Raw genomic sequence first — 22,974 nt, forward strand, 5'->3', positions numbered from 1 at the left:
TGTTGCCCTGTACGCGCAACTGGTTGTCGGTGACCGCCAACTGGATGTCTTTAGCCTTGAGTGTTGCCAACAGTTCGATCACGTTCACAGGACGATCTCCATTCTTTCCGTAATTGCGGCGTAACCGGCCAGGGTCGGTTGTTCGAACAACGCCCTGACTTCGGCTTCCATGCCTTCCTGACGTAACCGGCCGATCAGACTGACCGCCAGCAATGAGTGTCCGCCCAGTTCAAAAAAGTTGTCGTGCCGCCCTACCCGTTCCACGTTGAGCAATTCGGCCCAGAGCCCGGCGAGGAGAATTTCCACTTCGCCGACCGGGGCTTCGTATTCGCGAGTGATCACAGAAGCTTGATCGGGTGCCGGCAGTGCCTTGCGGTCGAGTTTGCCGTTGGGGCTCAGTGGCAGCGCATCCAGGTGCACGAATACCGCCGGCACCATGTAATCCGGCAGGTGCTCGAGCAAGTGACCGCGCAGCACGTCGATTTCCAGTCGGGCGCCGGTGTAATAGGCAACCAGACGCTTGTCTCCCGGCACGTCCTCGCGGGCCAGCACCGCCGCTTCCTGCACGCCGCCGATGTCGGTCAGGCGTGACTGGATTTCACCGAGTTCGATGCGCAGGCCACGGATCTTCACCTGATCGTCGTTGCGGCCCAGGTATTCGATGTTGCCATCGACCAGATAACGGGCGACGTCGCCGGTGCGGTACATCCGGCCGTTCGGCTGGAATGGATCCTGAAGGAAACGTTCGGCGCTGAGTTCAGGACGATTCAGGTAACCGCGAGCCACTTGTACCCCGCCGATGTACAGCTCGCCGACCACGCCTTGCGGCACCGGTTGTTGCTGGGCATCGAGAATGTACATGCGGGTGTTGGCGATCGGTTTGCCGATGGGCGTGTTGTCTGGCGTTAGCTCCAACGGCCCGGCGCAATCCCATGCGGTAACGTCCACGGCCGCTTCGGTCGGGCCGTACAGGTTGTGCAAGCCGCTGCCCGGTAATTGCTGCTTGAAGCGCCGCACCAGACTGCCCGGCAACGCTTCACCGCTGCACATCACCTGACGCAAACCGTGGCAACGCGCGGTCTCGCCATGGGCGAGGAACACGTCGAGCATCGACGGCACAAAGTGCAGCGTGGTGATGCGTTCGCGCTCGATCACTTCGCTCAGATACAGCGTATCCTTGTGGCCGCCCGGACGCGCCATCACCAGTCGGGCGCCGGTCATCAGTGGCCAAAAGAACTCCCAGACCGAGACGTCGAAACTGAACGGGGTTTTCTGCAGCACCACGTCCTCAGCCGTCAGGCGATAAGCGTCCTGCATCCACAGCAAGCGGTTGACCACCCCTGAATGCTCGTTGATCACGCCTTTCGGCTGGCCGGTGGAACCGGAGGTGTAGATCACGTAAGCCGTGTGTTGCGGGGTCAGTCCATCAACGGAAAGGTTTTCGGCCGACAGCGATTGCCAGGTGTTGCGATCCAGATCGACCACCGGCACCGCGACCTCACCCAACAACCCGCGAGTCGAACCCTGCACCAACACCGCCGACGGCGCGCTGTCCTCCAGCATGTAGGCCAGACGTTCCAGCGGATAAGCCGGATCCAGCGGCACATAACCGCCGCCAGCCTTCAGAATCGCCAGCAACCCGACCACCATCTCCAGCCCCCGCTCGACGCAGATCGCCACTCGCGCATCCGGGCCAACGCCCAGTCCGCGCAAGTGATGCGCCAAACGGTTGGCCCGAGTGTTCAGCTCGGCATAGCTCAGCCGCTGTTCGCCTGAGAGCACCGCCACAGCCTGCGGCGTGCGCAAGGCCTGCGCCTCGAACAAACCGTGAATGCTTTGCTGTAGGTCGTAGCCGACGTCGGTAGCGTTGAAGTCAAACAACAGCCGCTGCCGCTCTGTCCCTGCAAGAATCGGCAAGCGATTCATCGCCTGCGTCGGTGCCTGTTCCAGCGCCTCCACCAATGCCAACAACGCCGTTTGCATGTAACCGCAAATCCGCTGCGCGCCGATGTCCGTCGGCACCATGGCTATCAGCGAGAAACCGTTGCCCAGGTCATCGACGTTCAGGCTCAGTGGATAGTTGGTGCGCTCTTCACTGCTCAGGGTCTCGATGCCCTGCCAGGCCTGAACCACACTGTCCGAATGCTCTGAACCGTGGCTGTGTCGATAGTTGAGCATCGCGCTGAACAATGGCGACGGCGCCGCAATCCCGCTGCAACGCTGGGCCAGTGCCAACGAAGCATGCTCATGCCCCAGCAACGCGGTAAGACGCTGATGCGTCGCCTTGACCGCCTCGCGCACTGGGGTCTCGCCCAGATCGACCCGTAACGGCAAGGTGTTGATGAACATGCCCAACGCACGGTCGGCGCCCTGGCCGCCCTGCATCCGGCCCATCAGCACGGTGCCGAACACCACATTGTCCTGCCCGGAAGTCGCCGCCAGTACCTGGGCCCACGCAAGGTGGAACAGGCTGGCCACGCTGATGCCCATCTGCCGCGCCTGACTGCGCAGACGCAGGTTCAGGCCGTTGTCGAGCGCCTGCTGCACTTCCTCGATGCCGCGTCCGTCGCCGCGTACATCGCGCAGGCTGAACGGCAGGGTCGGCTCGTCGATGTCGCCGAGCATGTCGCGGAAAAATGCCTCATGCTCCTGCTCCGTGACGCCCAGACGCGCCTGCGCCACGTAGTTGCGGTACGGCACCGCCGCCGGCAACGGCTCATCCGCCCCGCGCAGGTACGCCTGCATTTCATGGCGCACCACTTCCAGCGCGGTGTGATCGAGCACGATGTGATGGAACAGCAGCATCGCCACCACCCGGCCGTGTGCCGGATCGCGGGCGTACACCAGTCGCAGCAACGGTGCCTGGGCGATGTCGAGGCGGTAATGCCGGGCATCGAACCGGGCATGCAACTGCTCAAGAATGTCGCCTGCCGCTGGATCGAGCAGGACCTCCTGCACCACGAGTTCAGCCTGGCGCCACACGACCTGCACCGGCACGCTCAAGCCTTCCCACACCACGCCGGTACGCAGCACGTCATGGCGGTCGATGACGTGTTGCAACGCCGCGCGGAAATGCTGCAAACGTTCAAGGCTGTCGAACGCCAGTCGCGATTGCAGCAGGTAGGGATCGCCTTCTCCCGCACTCAAGTGGTGGTAAAGAATGCCTTCCTGCAACGGCGCCAGCGGATAGATGTCCTGCACGTTGGCGACGCCGCCCGGCACGCTGGACACGACGCGCTCGATGGCGGCCTGATCCAGTGTCACCAGCGTCAGCATGTCCGGGGTGATGCGGGTGCAATCGGCTGCGATGCGATTGGCCGGCACTTCGATTTCGCGACCGCTGCCCACAGCCGCAGCCAGCGCGGCCAGGGTCGGCTGACTGAACAGTACCCGCACATCGGTGTTCAGGCCGATCTGGCGCATGCGCTCGATCAGGCTCACCGCCAGCAGCGAGTGACCGCCCAGTTCGAAGAAGTGATCGTGACGTCCGACCCGCTCCACCTTCAACACCTCGGCCCACAACCGGGCCAGGGCGATTTCGGTCTCACCGACGGGAGGCTCGTATTCACGCACCAGCACCGACTCGGCACCGGGGGCCGGCAGCGCCTTGCGATCCACCTTGCCGTTCGGGCTCAGCGGTAGGCTATCGAGCGCGACGAATGCCGACGGCACCATGTAATCGGGCAAGCGTACGAGCAAGTGCTCGCGCAACGACTCGATCCCCGGTTGGCCGGCTTCGACGTGCCAGGTGAAGTACGCCACCAGACGCTCCTCACGCACCAGCACCACGGCTTCACGCAGGGCTGGATGGCTGAGCAGTTGCGCTTCGATTTCACCCAACTCCAGGCGCAGGCCACGCAGTTTGACCTGGAAGTCGTTGCGCCCGATGAATTCGAGCTGGCCATCGGCGCGGTAGCGCACCAGGTCGCCCGTGGCGTACAGCCGATCGCCGGCCACGAACGGGCTCGGGATAAACCGTTCCGCCATCAACTGCGGCAACCCCAGATAGCCCCGCGCAACCCCGGCACCACCAATGAACAATTGACCGATGACGCCCATCGGCACCGGCCGTTCGGCGGCGTCGAGTACATAAAGACGAGTGTTGTTGATCGGCCGCCCGATCGGCAACGCGCTGTCCGGCACCGGCATCGAAGGCTCCAGCGTCCACACCGTGCTGTCGACCGTGGCCTCGGTCGGGCCGTAGACGTTGTGCAAACGCACCTGCGGCAAACGCTCACGAACCAGACGAGCCAGCGCTGGCGTCAGGTCTCCGCCGCCACAGAACACATCGGTGAGGCTGCTGCACTGGCTGACGTCGTCCTGCTCGAGGAACTGTTGCAACAGCACCGGCACGAACTGGATCACGCTGATCCGCTGCTCGCGAATCACCTGCGCCAGATACGCCGGCTCGCGGTGCCCGTCAGGACGCGCCAGCACCAGGCGCAGCCCGGCGCTCAACGGCCAGAACAGCTCCCAGACCGAGGCATCGAAACTGAACGGGGTTTTCTGCAACAAGGCGCCGTCCGTCACGGCAGGACACAGTTGCGAACTCCAGTGCAACAGATTGCCCACGCCGCGATGCTCGACCATCACGCCCTTCGGCGCACCGGTCGAACCGGAGGTGTAGATCACGTAGGCCAGGTTCGAAGCGCTCAGGCCCGGCACTTGCGGGTTGTCATCCGGGTTGAACTTCCAGTGATCCTGATCCAGATCGATCACCAGCGCAGTGCTCTCGCCCAGCAACTCACGAGTCGCCCCATGGACCAGCACGGCCACCGGCGCGCTGTCCTTGAGCATGTAATCCAGACGCTCCGCCGGGTATGCCGGGTCCAGCGGCACATAGGCGCCGCCGGCCTTGAGGATGCCGAGCAGACCGACCATCAGTTCCAGCCCGCGCTCGACGCAGATCGCCACCCGCGCATCCGGCCCCACGCCCAGTTCGCTCAGGTGATGGGCCAGACGGTTGGCCTGTGTGTTGAGTTCGGCGTAGGTCAGTTGCCGTTCACCGGCCTGCAACGCGATGGCTTGCGGCGTGCACTGCACTTGCGCCTCGAACAGCGCGTGAACGGTTTGCTCCAGATCGTCTGCGGTGCCGGTGACGTTGAGGTCGTACAGCACCTGCTGACGTTCTGCGCCTTCAAGGATCGGCAAGCGATTCAGCGGCTGATCCGGGGCTTGTTCCAGGGCATCCGCGAGTTTCTCCAGCGCGGTCTGCATGTAGTCACAGATACGCTGCGAACCGATGCTCGCTGGAGTCATGGCGGTGAGGACGAACCCATTGCCCAGATCATCGACGCCCAGACTCAACGGATAGTTGGTGCGTTCTTCACTGCTCAGGGTCTCGATGCCTTGCCAGGCCTGACGCACGTTTTGCTGTTGCGCCTCGTCGGCGCTGTGCCGGTAGTTGAGCATCGAACTGAACAGTGGTGACGGCGCGGACACACCGCTGCAACGCTGGGCCAGCGCAAGCGAAGCGTGTTCATGACCGAGCAGCGCGCTGAGCCGCGCATGAGTCGCCCGAGCCCCTTCGCGCACCGTGATTTCCCCCAGATCGACCCGCAGCGGCAAGGTGTTGATGAACATCCCCAACGCCCGGTCGGCCCCTTCGCCGCCCTGCATCCGCCCCATCAGCACCGTGCCGAACACCACGCGCTCCTGCCCGGATGTCGCCGCCAGCACCTGCGCCCACGCGAGGTGGAACAGGCTGGCCACGCTGATGCCCAGTTGCCGCGCGAGGCTGCGCAGACGCTGACCGGTGGCGGCGGTCAGGGCCTGTTGCGTTTCCTCGATGTCGCTACCGTCACCTTGCACATCCTGCAATCCGAACGGCAGGGTCGGCTCGTCGATGTCGCCGAGCATGTCGCGGAAGAACGCTTCGTGCTCCTGCTCGCTGACACCCAGCCGCGCCTGGGCCACGTAGTTACGGTAAGGCACGGCCGCGCCCAGCGAGGCTTCGCGCCCTTGCAGGCAGGCGAGCATTTCGTGCTGCACCACGTCCAGCGCGGTGTGATCGAGCACGACATGGTGGAACAGCAACATCGCGACCACCCGGTCGTGAGCCGGATCACGGGCATACACCAGACGCAGCAAGGGTGCCTGACTGATGTCGAGGCGGTAGTGACGGGCATCGAAACGACCGTGCAACTGCTCGAGGACGTCGCCATCCGCCGGGTCGAGCAAGATTTCCTGCACCGGCAGCTCGACCTGACGCCACACCACTTGCATCGGTTCGGCCAGTTCCTGCCAGATCACCGCCGTGCGCAGGATGTCGTGGCGCGCCATGACCTGACGCAGCGCCGTCGCGAAGCTCTCGACCCGCTCGACGCTGTCGAAGGCCAGCCGCGATTGCAGCAGGTACGGGTCGCCCTGTTCCGCGCTCAAGTGGTGATAAAGGATGCCTTCCTGCAACGGCGCCAGCGGATAAATGTCCTGCACGTTCACGGCGCCGCCCGGCACCGTGGCAACGATCCGGTCGATGCTCGGCTGATCCAGTTCGGCCAGGCTCAGCAGGTCCGGGGTGATGTGGGTGCAATCAGCAGGAATGCGGTTGGCCGGCACTTCGATTTCGCGACCGCTGCCTACCGCTTCGGCCAGTGCAGCCAGAGTTGGCTGGCTGAACAGCACGCGCACGTCGGTGTTCAGGCCGATCTGGCGCAGGCGTTCGATCAGGCTCACCGCCAGCAGCGAATGGCCGCCCAGTTCGAAGAAGTTGTCGTGGCGACCGACTTTTTCCAGCCTCAGGACATCGGCCCAGATCTGCGCCAACGCAGTCTCCACCGGGCCTTGCGGGGCTTCGTATTCACGGCTGAGCCAGGCGTTCTGATCCGGTTCCGGCAAGGCCTTGCGGTCGAGTTTGCCGTTGGTGGTCAGCGGCAAGGCGTCGAGTCGCACGTAAGCCGCCGGGATCAAGGCTTGCGGCAGAAGCGTTTGCAGATGATTGCGCAGGGCTTCGATCTCGGCTGGCGCACGCTCGGTGAACCACACCAGCAACTGCCCGTCGCGCACCAGCGCCACCGCGTCCTGCACCGCCGGATGACTGGCCAGCGCCGCTTCGATTTCCCCCAGCTCAACCCGTACGCCGCGCAGTTTTACCTGATCGTCGTTGCGGCCCAGGTATTCGATGTTGCCGTCCGCCAACCAGCGTGCGAGGTCACCGGTACGGTACATCCGTGCCTGCGGCTGGTCGCTGAACGGGTCGGCGAGGAAGCGTTCGGCGGTCAGATCGGGACGGTTCAGGTAACCCCGCGCCACACCGGCGCCGGCCACATACAACTCGCCCGTCACGCCCACCGGCACCGGACGTTGCTGGTCATCAAGCAGATAGATGCGAGCGTTGGCCATCGGCCGGCCGATGTGCAGCGGCTGGCCGACTTCCACCGGGCCGGACGTCGCGACCACCGTGGCCTCGGTCGGGCCGTAGTTGTTGATCACCGCGTAGGTTTGCGCACGGTTGAACTGGCGCAGCTTGTCGCCGCCGATCAGCAACGTGCGCAGGGTCGGGTGTTGCAGCTCGCGACTGAAGACGTATTCGGCCACCGGAGTCGGCAGGAAGCTGACTTGCAACGGCTGCGCTCGCCACCAGTCGAGCAGTTCGTCCAGATGCTCATTGCTCACCGATTCCGGCGGCAGGTGCAGGGTCGCACCGACGCACAGCGCCGGCCAGACTTCCCAGGCCATCGCATCGAAACCGAACCCGGCAACGCTGGCGGTGTGGCTGCCGGCGTGCAGGTCGAAGGCTTCGGCGTGCCAGTGCACGAGGTTTTCCAGGGTGGCGTGTTCGACCATCACCCCTTTTGGCTGGCCAGTGGAGCCCGAGGTGTAGATCACGTAGGCCAGGTGCGCCGGAGTCAGGTACGGCAGTTTCGGGTTGCTGTCGGGCAGGTGTTGCCAGGCGTCGCTGTCCAGATCGATCACCGGCATCATGCCCAGCAGCTCCCGGGTAGAAGCCTGTGCGAGCACGGCCACCGGATCGCTGTCCTGCAACAGGTAGGCGATGCGTTCCACCGGATGCGCCGGATCCACCGGTACATAACCGGCGCCGGCCTTGAGAATCGCCAGCAACCCGACCAGCATCTGCGGGCCGCGACGCACGCAGAGCGCAACGCGGTCGTCCGGTTGCACGCCGAGGCCGATCAAATGATGGGCCAGTTGGTTGGCGCGCTGATTGAGCTGACCGTAGGTCAGCTGTTGCGCACCTTGAATCACCGCGAGGGCCTGCGGATTGCGCTCGGCCTGAACCTCGACCATTGCGTGAATCGTTGCGCCACGGGGATAGGCCGTAACCGGAGGATTGAAGCCGTCGACCAGACGTTCCAGTTCCGCGGTCGAAAGGATCGGCAAACGGTTCAGCGGCTTTTGCGGCGTCTGTTCCAGCGCCTGCACCAGTTGCTCCAGTGTGGTGTGCATATAACTGCAAATCCGTTGCGCGCCGATCTGGCTGACCGCCAGAACCGACAAGGCAAACCCTTCGCCCAGATCGTCCACGCTCAGGGTCAACGGGTAGTTGGTGCGTTCTTCACCACCGAGTTTCTGCACGCCTTCCCAGATACCCTGCCCGTGCTGCGACGGCTGCACGGGGGCACTGTGACGGTAGTTGAACAAGGCACTGAACAACGGCGACGACGCCGCGACACCACTGCAACGCTGGGCCAGTGCCAGCGAAGCATGTTCATGCCCCAGCAACGCAGTCAGTCGTGCGTGAGTCGCATTGACCCCGTCGCGCGCGCTGGCGCCGACATCGATGCGCAGCGGCAAGGTGTTGATGAACACCCCCAGCGCCCGGTCGGCACCGTCGCCACCCTGCATCCGTCCCATCATCACCGTGCCGAACACCACATCGCGCCGGTTCGACAGCACGCCCAGCACTTGCGCCCAGGCCAGGTGCATCAGGCTGGCCGCGCTCACGCCCAGGTGCCGCGCCTGTTCACGCAGACGCCCGTTGAGTTCGGCAGCCACCGGTTGTAGCGCTTCCTCGACACCGTGACCGTCGCCCTGCACGTCCCGCAGACCGAGTGGCAGGGTCGGCTCGTCGATATCGCCGAGCATCTCGCGGAAGAACGCTTCGTGTTCCTGCTCGCCGAGCCCCAGACGTGCCTGAGCGACGTAGTTGCGATAGGGGATCGGCGCCGAAAGGTGGTCGATCTCACCGAACATCACATCGCGCATTTCTTCGACGATCACTTCCAGCGCGGTGTGATCGAGGATCAGGTGATGGGACAGCAGGATCGCCACCACGCGCTGCTGTTTCGGATCTTCGGCAAACACCATGCGCAGCAGCGGCGCCTGGCTGATGTCGAGGCGGTAGTGACGGGCATCGAAGCGCTCGTGCAATTGCTCGAGGATGTCGCCCTGCGCCGGGTCCAGCGTTACGTGCTGCATCACCAGTTCGGCGTGGCGCCACACCACTTGATGAGGCGTCGCCAGGCCTTCGTGGACAACGCTGGTACGCAGGATGTCGTGGCGTGCGATGACTTGTTGCAAGGTGTCGGTGAAGGTGCGCAGACGCTCGAGACTGTCGAAGGCCAGCCGCGATTGCAGCAGGTACGGGTCGCCCTGCTCAGCACTCAAGTGGTGATAAAGGATGCCTTCCTGCAACGGCGCAAGCGGGTAGATTTCCTGCACATTGGCAGCACCGCCCGGCACGCTGGCGACGATCCGGTCGATGCTGGCCTGATCCAGCTCGGTCAGGCTCAGCAAGTCCGGGGTGATGTGGGTGCAATCAGCAGGAATGCGATTGGCCGGCACTTCGATTTCGCGTCCGCTACCCACCGCCGCTGCCAATGCTGCCAGGGTTGGTTGACTGAACAGCACGCGCACGTCGGTGCTCAGGCCGATCCGGCGCAGGCGTTCGATCAGGCTCACCGCCAGCAACGAATGGCCGCCCAGTTCGAAGAAGTTGTCGTGGCGACCGACCTTTTCCAGCTTCAGGACATCGGCCCAGATCTGCGCCAACGCGGTTTCCACCGGGCCTTGCGGGGCTTCGTATGCCTGGCTGAGCCAGGCGCTCTGATCCGGCAGCGGCAAGGCTTTGCGGTCGACCTTGCCGTTGTTGTTCAGCGGCAACGCGTCGAGCTGCACCCAGGCCGAGGGCACCATGTATTCCGGCAGGCGCGCTTGCAATTGTTCGCGCAGGCTGGCGCTGTCGATGCCCTCTTCGGCGGTGAAATACGCCACCAGACGCAACGGCTCCTGACCGTCCTGACGGGCCAGCACGATGGCCTCTTTAACCCCTTCGCAGTTCAGCAGGCGGTTTTCGATTTCCCCGAGTTCGATGCGGAAACCGCGGATTTTCACCTGATCGTCGTTACGGCCGATGCACTCCAGTTGGCCCGGTGCGAGCCAGCGTGCGAGGTCGCCGGTACGGTACAGCAATGCGCCCGGTTGTTCGCTGAACGGGTCTTGCAGGAATTTCTCGGCGGTCAGGTCCGGGCGATTGAGGTAACCCAGCGCCACGCCTTGCCCGCCGATGTACAACTCGCCGGTCACGCCCATCGGCACGGGTTGCTGACGGGCATCGAGTACATAGACCTGGGTGTTGGAGATCGGGCCGCCAATCGGCACGCTGTCGGCGGTTTCCGACACTTCGCGCACTTCAAACGTCGTGGCATAGGTGGTGGTTTCGGTCGGGCCGTAGCAGTGAACGATGCGCAGGTTCGGCGCCTCGGCGAGCAAACGCCGGAAAGCGGCCGGATCAGCGCGTTCGCCACCGCAGAGCACGATGCGCAGCCCCTTCAGCGCCTCGGGAATCAGCTGCACATACTGGTTGAACAGCGCGGTGGTGACGAACAGAATCGTGGCGCCCGAAGTCGCCAATTCCTGTCCGAATGCGTGCGGATCAAGCAAGGTCGCGTGATCAATGACCACCACGCGCCCGCCGTTGAGCAGCGGCCCCCAGACGTCCATGGTGCTGGCGTCGAACGCCGGGTTGGAGGCGAATGCCACGCGATCCCGCGGGTTGAAATCGGCGTAGCCGTTGTTGATCACCAGTCGACCGATCGCCCGGTGCGGCACCATCACCCCCTTCGGCGTGCCGGTGGAACCGGAGGTGTACATGATGTAGGCCACGGATTCTGGAGACTGCGGCAGGTCCGGGTTATGCGTCGGTTGCGCGTCCAATGGCAGCGCATCCAGATCGATCCGGCGCACCGCGTAATCAACCGTTTCAGTGCTCAAGGTCAACAGCGCTTTCGCCCCGCAGTCCTCGACCATGAACGCCTGACGCTCGGCCGGCGCGTTGATGTCCAGCGGCACATAAGCCGCCGCGCATTTGCCGATGGCCAGTTGCGCGACCAACAACTCCAGCGAACGCGGCAGCAGGATCGCTACATGGTCGCCCGGCTGCACGCCCTGCCCGATCAGATAATGGGCCAGTCGGTTGGCCCGTTGATTCAGTTCCTCATACGTCAGCGTTGTGTGGCCATGCACCGCCGCCACAGCTTGCGGATGCAGTTCCACTTGCTGTTCAAACAGACCATGAACCGTCGAACCCGACGGGTAATCCCGCTGGGTGGCATTGAACCCGACCAGCAATTCCCGCCGCTCATCCTGCGGCAGGATCGACAGTTGATCGACACCCAGTTGCGGCGCCTGCTCCAGCGCCTGCACCAGACTGTCGAAGGCAATATTGATGTACTCGCAAATTCGCGCGCCATTGATGCCCGGCACCGCTTGCACACTCAGACGCAAACCTTCGCCAAGGTCATCGACGCTGACCACCAGCGGATAGTTGCTGCGCTCGCGGGAGCTGAGCAATTCAATGCCGTCCAGCGTCAGCCCCGCAGCCTGCGGTGCGCTGTGGCGATAGTTGAGCAACGTGCCGAACAGCGGCAACGCACCGGAAACCCCGCTGCAACGCTGGGCCAATGCCAGTGACGCTTGCTCATGCGCGAGCAATTGCGCCAGCCGTTCATGGGTGGCAAGCACACTGTCGCGCACCGCCGTGGCACTCACGCTGACCCGCAGCGGCAAGGTGTTGATGAACAGGCCCAACGCCCGGTCGGCGCCCTCGCCGCCTTGCATCCGGCCCAGCAGCACCGTGCCGAACACCACCTCGTCCCGGCCGGAAATCTGCGCCAGCACCTGCGCCCAGGCCTGGTGCGCCAGACTCGCCACGCTGATGCCGAGCCGGCGTGCCTGCTCGCGTAGACGCAAGGCCAGCGCGGTATCCAGCGTGAATTGGCTGTCGACCACCGTGCTGCCGTCGCCATGCACGTCCTGCACGCCGAACGCCAGGGTCGGCTCATCGATGTCGCCGAGCATGTCGCGGAAAAACCCTTCGTGCGCCTCGGCATCCGCGCCAAGCCGTGCCTGTGCCACATAGTTGCGGTACTGCACCGGGGTCGCCAGTTCGGCGGCGTGACCGTGCAGCACGCTGTTCATCTCGCTCACCAGCACTTCCAGCGCGGTGTGATCGAGCATCAAGTGGTGCATCAACAGAATGCCGACCCAGCGTTGTTGCTGCGGGTCCTCGGTGTAAGCAAAGCGCATCATCGGTGCGCGGCCCAGATTCAGACGATAGTGACGCGGGTCGAAACGCGCCTGCATTTGTTGCAGCACGTCGCCGTCCTGCGGGTCGGCATCGACTCGTTCAAGCGCCAGCGGCGCCGCCCGCCAGACCACTTGCACCGGCTCTTCGAGGCCTTCCCAGACCACGCTGGAACGCAGGATGTCGTGGCGCGCGATCACCACGTTGACGGCGCGCACAAAGGCCTTGATCGACTTGATCCCGTCAAACACGAATTGCGCCTGCAACACGTAAGGATCACCGGCAGTCGCGGCCATGTGGTGATACAGAATCCCCGCCTGCAACGGCGCCAGCGCATAGATGTCCTGCACGTTGGCGACGCCACCGGGGACACTTTCCACGATCCGGTCGATGCCGGCCTGATCGAGTGAGGCCAGGGGCAGCATGTCGGGCGTGATGTGTTGGCAGTCAGGGGTGATGCGATTGACCGGTACTTGAACACCGGACGACGCGCCCAGGGTTGCCGCCAATCCCGCCACGGTCGGCCGGCCGAACAGTACCCGCACATCGCAGTTCAATTCCTGCTGGCGCATGCGCTCGACCAGCTTCACGGCCAACAGGGAATGGCCGCCCAGTTCAAAGAAATTGTCATGCCGCCCGACCTGCTCGACGTTCAGCAAGGTCTGCCAGATTTCGGCGATGCGACATTCCACATCACCTACAGGCGCCTCATACCCGCGCAGCAACTGGCCGCTCTGATCCGGGGCCGGCAAGGCCTTGCGGTCGAGTTTGCCGTTGGGGCTCAGGGGCATGGCGTCGAGATGGACGAACGCCGTCGGCACCATGTAATCCGGCAACTGCTCCAGCAAATGGCCGCGCAGTTCGCCGATGTCCAGCGGCTCACCGGTGTAGTACGCCACCAGCCGTGGATCGCCGGCCACGTCTTCGCGCACCAGCACTTCGGCGGCGAGCACGGTGTCGAGTTGAATCAGTCGTGCCTGGATTTCCCCGAGCTCGATACGCAAGCCGCGAATCTTTACCTGATCGTCGTTGCGACCGAGATATTCAAGGTTGCCATCAGCCCGATAGCGGCACAGGTCGCCGGTGCGGTACAGCCGCGCGTTCGGCTGATCGCTGAATGGATCGTCGAGGAAACGCTCGGCGGTGAGCGATGCAAGGTTCAAGTAGCCGCGCGCTACCTGCACGCCGCCGATGTACAGCTCACCGGCTACGCCCAGCGGCAGCGGTTGCCGTTGTTCGTCGAGAATGTACAAACGGGTGTTGCTGACCGGTCGGCCGATGGGCAACAGCGCTTCCGGCACGGGCATCGACGGCTCCAGCGTCCACACCGTGCTGTCGACCGTGGTTTCGGTTGGGCCGTAGACGTTGTGCAATCGCACCTGTGGCAGACGCTCGCGGACCTGGCGGGCCAACGCTGGCGTCAGCTCACCGCCGCCACAGAAAACATCCGTAAGGCTGGTGCACTGACTGACATCTTCCACGTCGAGGAACTGTTGCAGCAACGCCGGGACGAACTGGATCACGCTGATGCGCTGCTCGCGCACCACTTGCGTCAGATGCGCTGGTTCGAAGTGCGCATCGGGACGCGCCAGCACCAGGCGCAGGCCGGCCGTCAGCGGCCAGAACAGCTCCCAGACCGAAGCGTCGAAACTGTAAGGGGTTTTCTGCAACAGCGCGCCGGCCGCCACGGGCGGGCACACCTGCGAGCTCCAATGAAGCAGATTGCCCAGGCCACGGTGCTCGACCATCACCCCTTTCGGCGTGCCGGTGGAACCCGAGGTGTAGATCACGTAGGCCAGGTTCGAAGCGTTCAGGCCCGGCACTTGAGGATTGTGCTCGGGGTAGTCCTGCCAGTGGTCCTGATCGAAATCGAGCAACGGCACGCCGCCCGCCTCGAACATCGCCCGGGTCGCGCCGTGCGCCAGCAGCGCCACCGGGGCGCTGTCCTTGAGCATGTAGTTCAAACGTTCCGCCGGGTAGGCTGGATCCAGCGGCACATAAGCGCCGCCGGCCTTGAGAATGCCCAGCAGGCCGATCACCAGTTCAGGCCCGCGTTCGACGCAGATCGCCACCGGCGTGTCCGGCCCGACACCCAGCTCACGTAATCGGTGAGCCAGGCGATTGGCCCGCGCATTAAGCTCAAAGTACGTCAGTGACAGCTCATCGGCCTGCAACGCGATGGCTTGCGGCGTGCGCTCGACCTGAGCCTCGAACAGGCTATGAACGGTCTGTTCCAGATCGAACTCGACGCGACTGTCATTGAAACCCACCAGCAATTGTTGCCGCTCGTGCGCTGGCAAAATCGGCAACTGGTTGATCAGCGTCTCGGGCGACTGTTCCAGAGCGTTCAGCAAGGCGTCGAGTGCGGTTTGCACATAGCCGCAGACCCGCTCGGCACCGATACCGGTCGGGGCGATGGCGGACAACCGGAAACCACTGCCCAGATCATCGACGCTCAAGGTCAGCGGGTAGTTGGTCGGTTCCTTGCCACTCAGGACCTGGACGCCGGGGGCCAGTTCGATCACCTCGGCGACATCACCGACAGCACTGTGACGGTAATTGAGCATGGCGCTGAACAACGGTGTCTGCGCGCTCAACGCGCTGCAACGCTGGGCCAATGCCAGCGACGCCTGTTCGTGGGCGAGCAAGGCGCTCAGCCGTCGGTGTGTGGCGAGCACGCCGTCGTAAACGCTTTGCGCGCCGACATCGACCCGCAGCGGCAAGGTGTTGATGAACATGCCCAGCGCCTGCTCGCCACCGTCGCCCGCCTCCATCCGCCCCAGCAACACGGTGCCGAACACCACCGAGGTGCGCCCGGACAACTGGCCCAATACCCGCGCCAGCGCCAGGTGCATCAGGCTCGCCACGCTCACGCCGAGTTGCCGCGCTTGCGTGCGCAGTCGCAGGTTCAAATCGTCAGAGAGTCTGAGCTGTGCGTCTTCGAAATCCTGTCCGCCGCCGTGAACATCCTGCAGGCCCCACGGCAATGTCGGTTCGTCGATATCGCCGAGCATCTCGCGGAAGAACGTCTCGTGGGCCTGTTCATCGAGGGCCATGCGCGCCCGCGCCAAGTGATTGCGAAACGGCACCGCCGGCGCCACGAGCTCAGTCTGCCCTTGCAGCCAGGCCTGGATTTCCCGGCGCACCACGTCCAGTGCAACGTGGTCGATGATCATGTGATGGAACAGCAGCAACGCGACGATCCGTCCCTGCGCCGGATCCCGTGCATAGACCAAGCGCAGCAGCGGCGCCTGTTGCAGATCGAGGCGCAAGTGACGGGCGTCGTAACGCGCCTGCAACTGGCTGAACACATCCGTGGAGGTGTCGAGCTGCACCTCTTCGCAGACCAGCGGTGCCTGGCGCCAGACCACTTGCACCGGCTCATCCAGGCGTTCCCAGACAAACGAGGTACGCAGAATGTCGTGACGGTCGATCACCCATTGCAACGCCTGGGCAAATGCGTCGAGGCGCTGGTGATTGTCGAAGGTGAACTGCGCCTGTTGCACATACAGATCACCTTCGCCGGCCGCGAGGTGCAGATACAGCATGCCTTCCTGCAGCGGCGCCAGCGGATAGATGTCCTGCACATTCGCCACGCCACCCGGCACGGTGGCGACGATGCGGTCGATGGCCGGCTGATCCAGTTTCACCAGCGGCAGCATGTCCGGGGTGATGCGCAACGCCGGGCTCGACCAGTCGCCGCCGTGGCTCGCCACCAGTTCCAGCAATTGCGCCTTGTGCTTGGCGAGGCTGTCCCACAACGCGTCGTCCAGCGCGTCGTCGTTGCCCAGAATGACCAGGTCTTCATCGTCCTGTTGAAGGCGGATCGCATGGGTGGAAATAACAGCCATCAGCTCGCGAAATTGCATGGGGGTAACCTGCTGTAAATTCGGGAAAAAGGAGCGCGCAGCGGCGAATCCGTGCGGCCACGCGCAGCCCGGAAAAGCTAAAACATCGGGGCTTGGGTGTCTGACATGGGAAGCGGGGACAAGACCCGTGACCGACCAGTCATGGCGCCGATCCGCGGGAACCGCGAATCGGCGCCGATGTCGCTCAGAGCCGGCGTTTGCGATTGAGCGTCGGTATGGTGGTTTGAGGGACTTCCACCTGCGTTGACTGCGCCGAAGTCTGAGCCGCCAGAGCAGCCAGGGTCGGCTGGCTGAACAGCGTCCGGGCATCGACGTGCAGCCCGGCCTGACGCATGCGCGCCACCAGACTGACCGCCAGCAACGAATGCCCGCCGAGTTCGAAGAAGTGGTCGTTGCGCCCGACCTGCTCCAGTTGCAGCACCTCGGCCCAGATCTGCGCCAGCCTGATCTCGACCTCGCCTTCGGGCGCCTCGTAACGACGACTGAGCACCGCTTCTGCCCCCGGTGCCGGCAAGGCCTTGCGATCGACCTTGTCGTTGGGGGTCAGGGGCAACGCATCGAGCTTCACGTAAGCGCCCGGCGCCATGTACTCCGGCAAGCGCTCAAGCACATGGGCGCGCAAGGTTTCGATGCTGGGCGCATCGAAGCCTTCACGCACGGTGAAATACGCCACCAGCCGCTCATCCCGCACCAGCACCACCGCTTCACGCACAGCCGAGTGCTCGATCAGCCGCGCTTCGATTTCCCCCGGTTCCAGACGCAGGCCACGCAGCTTGACCTGGAAGTCGTTGCGCCCAAGGAATTCGAGGTTGCCATCCGCTCGGTAACGCACCAGATCGCCGGTGCGGTACAGGCGATCACCGGCCACGAACGGGCTGTCGATGAAGCGCTCGGCCTGCATGTCCGGCAACCCCAGATACCCCCGCGCGACCCCGACCCCGCCGATGTGCAGGTGACCGCTGACGCCGAATGGCACCGGTTGGTCGTGGGCATCCAGCACATAGAGCCGGGTGTTGCTCAGGGCCCTGCCGATCGGCACCACGGTTTCCGGCACCGGTTGATTCGGTTCCAGCGTCCAGCCGGTGCTGTCGACCGTGGTTTCGGTCGGCCCGTAAACGTTATGCAGACGCACCCATGGCAGGCGCTCGCGGACACGCCGGGCCAGTGCGGCGGTCAGTTCGCCGCCACCGTTGAGCACGTCGGTCAGGCTGGTGCACTGGCTGACATCGTCCTGTTCGACGAACTGTTGCAGCAGCGCTGGCACGAACTTGACCACGGTGATCTGTCGTTCACGAATCACCTGGGTCACATACGCCGAATCGCGGTTGCCGTCGGGACGCGCCAGCACCAGCCGCAGGCCGGAACACAGCGGCCAGAAGATCTCCCACACCGAACTGTCGAAGCTGAACGGCGCCTTCTGCAACAGCGCGCCGTGCTCGGTCGGCGGGCTGATCTGCGAGCCCCAGTGCACCATGTTGCAGGCGCTTCGGTGCTCGATCATCACGCCCTTCGGCGTGCCGGTGGAGCCGGAGGTGTAGATCATGTAGGCCAGGTTCGCAGCGCTCAAACCCGGTACGTGCAGGTTATCGGCCGACGCGTCCTGCCAGGTGCAACGGTCGAAATCGATGACCGGCACGCCCGAATTGCCCAGCAGACTGCGGGTGGCTTCGTGCACCAGCACCGCGACCGGCGCGCTGTCTTGCAGCATGTAGTGCAGGCGTTCCAGCGGATAGTCCGGGTCCAGCGGCACGTAAGCACCACCGGCCTTGAGAATGCCGAGCAGGCCGATCACCAGGTCCAGGCTGCGCTCGACACAGATCGCCACCCGAGAATCGGGTTGCACGCCGTGCTCGCGTAGATGATGCGCCAGACGGTTAGCCTGCTCGTTCAATTGGCGATACGTCAGCTGTTGATCCCCGGCCTGCAAGGCAATGGCGTCGGGTCTGCGTTGCGCCTGCTGTTCGAACAGCACCTGAAGCGGCTGATCGAGCGGGCAATCGACTTCGCTGGCATTGAACCCGACCAGCAGTTGCTCTAGCTCCGCCGACGGCAGAATCGGCAAGCGATTCAGCGGTTGTTGTGGTGTCTGCTCCAGGGCATCCACCAGCGCCTGCAACGCAGTCTGCACATAGTCGCCGATGCGCTGGGCGCCGATGCTGATCAGGGTCCGCGTGGTGATCTGCAAGGCGCTACCCAGATCATCGACACTCAAAGTCATCGGGTAGTTGGTGCGTTCTTCGTTCTCCAGGGTCTGGATGCCTTGCCAGGCTTGGTCCGACGCCGCTTCCTGCGCCTCAAGGTCAGTGTGTCGATAGTTGAGCAACGCACTGAACAGCGGCGCCGGTGACGCGACCCCGCTGCAACGCTGGGCCAGCGCCAGTGACGCATGTTCGTGCCCGAGCAAGTCGGTCAGTCGGGCGTGGGTGAGCAGCACCGCATCGCGCGCGCCCCGGTCCATGTCCACCCGCAATGGCAAGGTGTTGATGAACACCCCCAGCGCGCGGTCCGCGCCTTCACCGCCCTGCATACGGCCCATAAACACTGTGCCGAACACCACATGTTCCTGCCCCGACGTCGCCGCCAGCACCTGCGCCCAGGCCAGGTGAATCAGGCTGGCCACGCTGACACCCGCCTGCCGCGCCTGAAGGCGCAAGCGCCGGTCCAGTTCAGGCGCAAGCGATCGCACGGCTTCGTCGATGCCGCGACCGTCGCCTTGCACGTCCTGCAAACCGAACGGCAACGTCGGCTCGTCGATGTCGGCGAGCATCTCGCGGAAAAACGCTTCGTGTTCTTGCTCGCTGACGCCCAGTCGTGTCTGCGCCACGTAATTGCGGTACGGCACCGCCGGCGGCAACGGTTCGCCCTGCCCCAACAGGTTGGCGCGCATTTCATGACGCAAGACTTCCAGCGCGATGTGATCCAGCGCCAGGTGATGGAACAACAGAATCGCGACGATCCGCCCGTGGGCCGGGTCGCGTGCATACATCAGCCGGATCAGCGGCGCCTGACTGACGTCGATGCGATAACGCCGGGCATCGAAACGCGCGTGCAGTTGCGCGAGGACATCGCCCTCGGCCGGATCGAGGGTGATTTCCTGCACCGGCAGTTCAGCTTCGCGCCAGACCACCTGCACCGGTGTGGTCAAGCCTTCCCAGACCACGGCGGTGCGCAGGATATCGTGCCGCGCCATGACCTGACGCAATGCAGCCGCGTAGGCCTCGACCCGCTCGACACTGTCGAACGCCAGCTGCGATTGCAGCAGGTACGGATCACCCTGCGCGGCGGTGATGTGGTGATAGAGGATGCCTTCCTGCAACGGCGCCAGCGGATAAATGTCCTGCACGTTGGCCGCCCCACCCGGCACCGTGGCGATGATCCGGTCGAGAGTGGTCTGATCCAGTTCTACCAACGGCAACAGGTCCGGGGTGATTTGCGTGCAGCCCGGCGGAATGCGGTTGGCCGGCACTTCGACCTCGCGGCCAGTGCCCACCGACGCGGCCAGTGCCGCCAAAGTCGGCTGCCCGAACAGCACTCGCACATCGCTGCTCATGCCGAGTTGACGCATGCGTTCGATCAGGTTGACCGCCAGCAACGAGTGCCCGCCCAGTTCGAAGAAGTGATCGTGACGCCCGACCTTTTCGACTTGCAGCACCTCGGCCCAGATCTGCGCCAGGAGGATTTCGACGTCACCTTGCGGGGCTTCATATTCGCGGCGGATCAACGCCTCAGGTCCCGGTGCAGGCAACGCCTGGCGATCCAGCTTGCCGTTGGCCGTCAGCGGCAACACCGCCAGGCGCACGTACGCCGACGGCAGCATTGCGCTGGGTAGACGGGTTTGCAGATGGGCATGCAGTCGTGTGATGTCCAGCGGCTGGCGTTCGGTGAACCAGGCCAACAACTGCCCGTCGCGCACCTGCACCACCGCATCGCGCACGGATTCATGGCTGCTCAACGCGGCTTCGATTTCGCCGGGCTCGATGCGCACGCCACGGATTTTCACCTGATCGTCGTTGCGGCCCAGGTATTCGATGTTGCCGTCCGGGCACCAGCGTGCGAGGTCGCCGGTGCGGTACATCCGCGCGTTTGGCTGGTTGCTGAATGGATCGTCGAGAAAGCGTTCGGCGGTCAGCTCCGGACGGTTGAAATAACCCCGGGCCACACCGGCACCACCGACGTAGAGCTCACCGGCCACACCAATCGGCACCGGACGCTGTCGGTCATCCAGCAGATAGGTCGTGGCATTGCCCACGGGTTTGCCGATGTGCAGCGTCCGACCCGGTTCGATTCGACCCGAGGTGGCAACCACGGTGGCCTCGGTCGGGCCATAGTTGTTGATCACCGCGAACGTCTGCTCGCGATTGAACTGGCGCAGGCGATCACCGCCGATCAGCAGCGTGCGCAGGGTCGGGTGTTCGAGGTGGCGGCTGAAGGCGTATTCGGCAATCGGCGTTGGCAGGAAGCTCACGTCCAGCGGTTGCGCACGCCACCAGTCGAGCAGCGCGTCGATGTCTTCTCCCCCGTCGCGGGACGGCGCCAGGTGCAGGGTCGCGCCGGCACACAGCGCGGGCCAGACTTCCCAGGCCATGGCGTCGAAACCGAAGCCGGCGAGGCTCGAGGTGTGGCGACCGGTGCACAGATCGAAGGCTGAGCAGTGCCAGTCGACCAGATTCGACAGGGTCTGATGTTCGACCATCACGCCTTTGGGCTGGCCGGTGGAACCGGAGGTGTAGATCACGTAGGCCAGATGCGCGGTGGCCAGGCCCGAGACCTTGGGGTTGAGATCGTTGACCGGCCAGATGCGCGGGTCAATGTCGATCACTGGCACATTCAGCACCGGCAGCCGTTCGCGCAGATCGCGCTGGGTCAAGACGACGACCGGAGCGCTGTCGCGCAATAAATAGCTCAAGCGCTCCGCAGGATGGGCCGGATCAACCGGCACGTAACCGGCGCCGGATTTGAGGATCGCCAGCAGCGCGACCAGCGTGTCCAGCCCTCGGCGGGCGACCAGCGCCACGCGGTCATCGGGCCGTACACCGAGCCCGATCAAGTGATGGGCCAGGGCGTTGGCCTTTCGGTTCAGCTCGGCATAGGTCAGCCGTTGTCCCTGAAACTCTGCGGCCACCGCCTCTGGCCGCGCCGCCGTTTGCGCTTCGATGCGCTGATGGATGGTCAACTCGTTGGGGTAATCCGCGCGCGTGTCATTCCACTGCTGCAGCAACGCCGATTCGACTGGCAGGCTCAGATTGAAATCATCCAGCGCCAGGTCAACATTCTCCAGGCCCTGCTCCAGCACCAGCAACAGGCGCCCGGACAGCGCTTCGATCTCATCGGCGCCAAAATAGGCTTCGTTGTAGACCATGTACAAACTGTCTTTGTCGTTGTTGAGGGTGCTGAGCAAATGCACCGCCAGCGGCGTGCCCTCCTCGTGGTTCGAGACCTTGATGACCCGCGCCTGAGCCTCGCCGTAGCGGTACTCGTGAACATCCTGCTCATAGGACACCGTCAGTTCGAACAGTTGGGAGCGATCCTCGCGCAGCAGGCCCAATGCACGATTCATTTCGCTCAGCGGAAAACGCTGATGGCGGAAATCGCGCTTCAATTCGTCGCGGATCGCCGTGATCAACTGACCGAACGACAACGCCCGGCCAAACCCCATCCGCACTGCGCTGACCTGAGTGAACAGCCCGAGCGTGGACTTGAACCGGGCACCGGAACGGTTGAGCAGCGGCACCCCCACCACCCATTCGTCACGCTGGGCGGTGCGACTGAAATACACGTGCAAGGCTGCCAGCAACACATGGAACGCCGACCCGCCGTATTCGCGAGCCACGTACTTCATGCGTTCGTGCAGTCGTGCGGGAAAAGCCTGAGAGAAAATCCGGGTCGGGGCCGGGGCACCGGCAAATCGTTCCTGATATCGGGGCAGCAATAACGGCTCGGGAAGGTTGCGGTACTTGTCCAGCCAGTACGTCCGGTCGTGGGTATAGCGTGCCGACTCGTAATAACGCGCATCGTCATGGATGAAATCAACATAGGACGGTGCCGAGTCCGGCGGCCGTTGCCCAAGCGCCAGCGCGTTATAGATCTCGTCAAGCGACTTGAGCATCTCGCCGAAACCCCAGCCGTCGACGATCAGGTGATGGGCGAGGATAGACAGCCAATGATGATCGGCATCGAGACGGATCAGAAGAAACCGGAACAACGGCCCGCCGTCCAGCGTGAACGGCTGCTCGATGCGTTCCTGAATCAGCCTGCGCGCCGCGGACTGTGGATCGGGCTGCGCGCAAACGTCATGGATTGGCATCGGGGCCGGCAAGGACTGCGCAAAGCGCTGCAGGGGCAAGCCGTGCTGGCCGGCGCCCGGCAACAGAATCGTGCGCATGGCGTCGTGCCGGGCCACGAGACCTTCCAGAGCCGCTTGCATCAGCGCCGGATCCAGTGGGCCGGTCAGCTCGACGTAGCCGCCGATGTTGTACAGCGGTGAATCCCCCTGACGCAGTTGATCGAGCCAGATGTCGCTCTGGGCGGCAGTCAGCGGGAAGGCCTCGGAAATCGCGGACAGACCGTCCGCCGCATCGGCAGCAAATTGGTTCATAAGATCCGTCTCATGTGATTTGGCGC

Annotated in this window: 2 protein-coding genes; both read right to left on the reverse strand. The window is 64.0% G+C overall.

The genetic code is table 11. From position 1 onward, the window contains the following. Nucleotides 1–84 precede the first annotated feature (84 nt). Nucleotides 85–16,353: an amino acid adenylation domain-containing protein gene (locus AC1RMX_RS25225; RefSeq protein ID WP_493073378.1), complete on the reverse strand. Its 16,269-nt coding sequence runs from the start codon at nucleotides 16,351–16,353 to the stop codon at nucleotides 85–87. Between the two features lie 184 nt (nucleotides 16,354–16,537). Continuing rightward, the gene (locus AC1RMX_RS25230) at nucleotides 16,538–22,948 is read right to left on the reverse strand and encodes an amino acid adenylation domain-containing protein (RefSeq protein WP_493073379.1); all 6,411 of its coding nucleotides are present in this window, start codon (nucleotides 22,946–22,948) and stop codon (nucleotides 16,538–16,540) included. Nucleotides 22,949–22,974: the final 26 nt, after the last annotated feature.

The sequence above is a fragment of the Pseudomonas sp. GW822-FHT03F04 genome, from assembly GCF_058801405.1.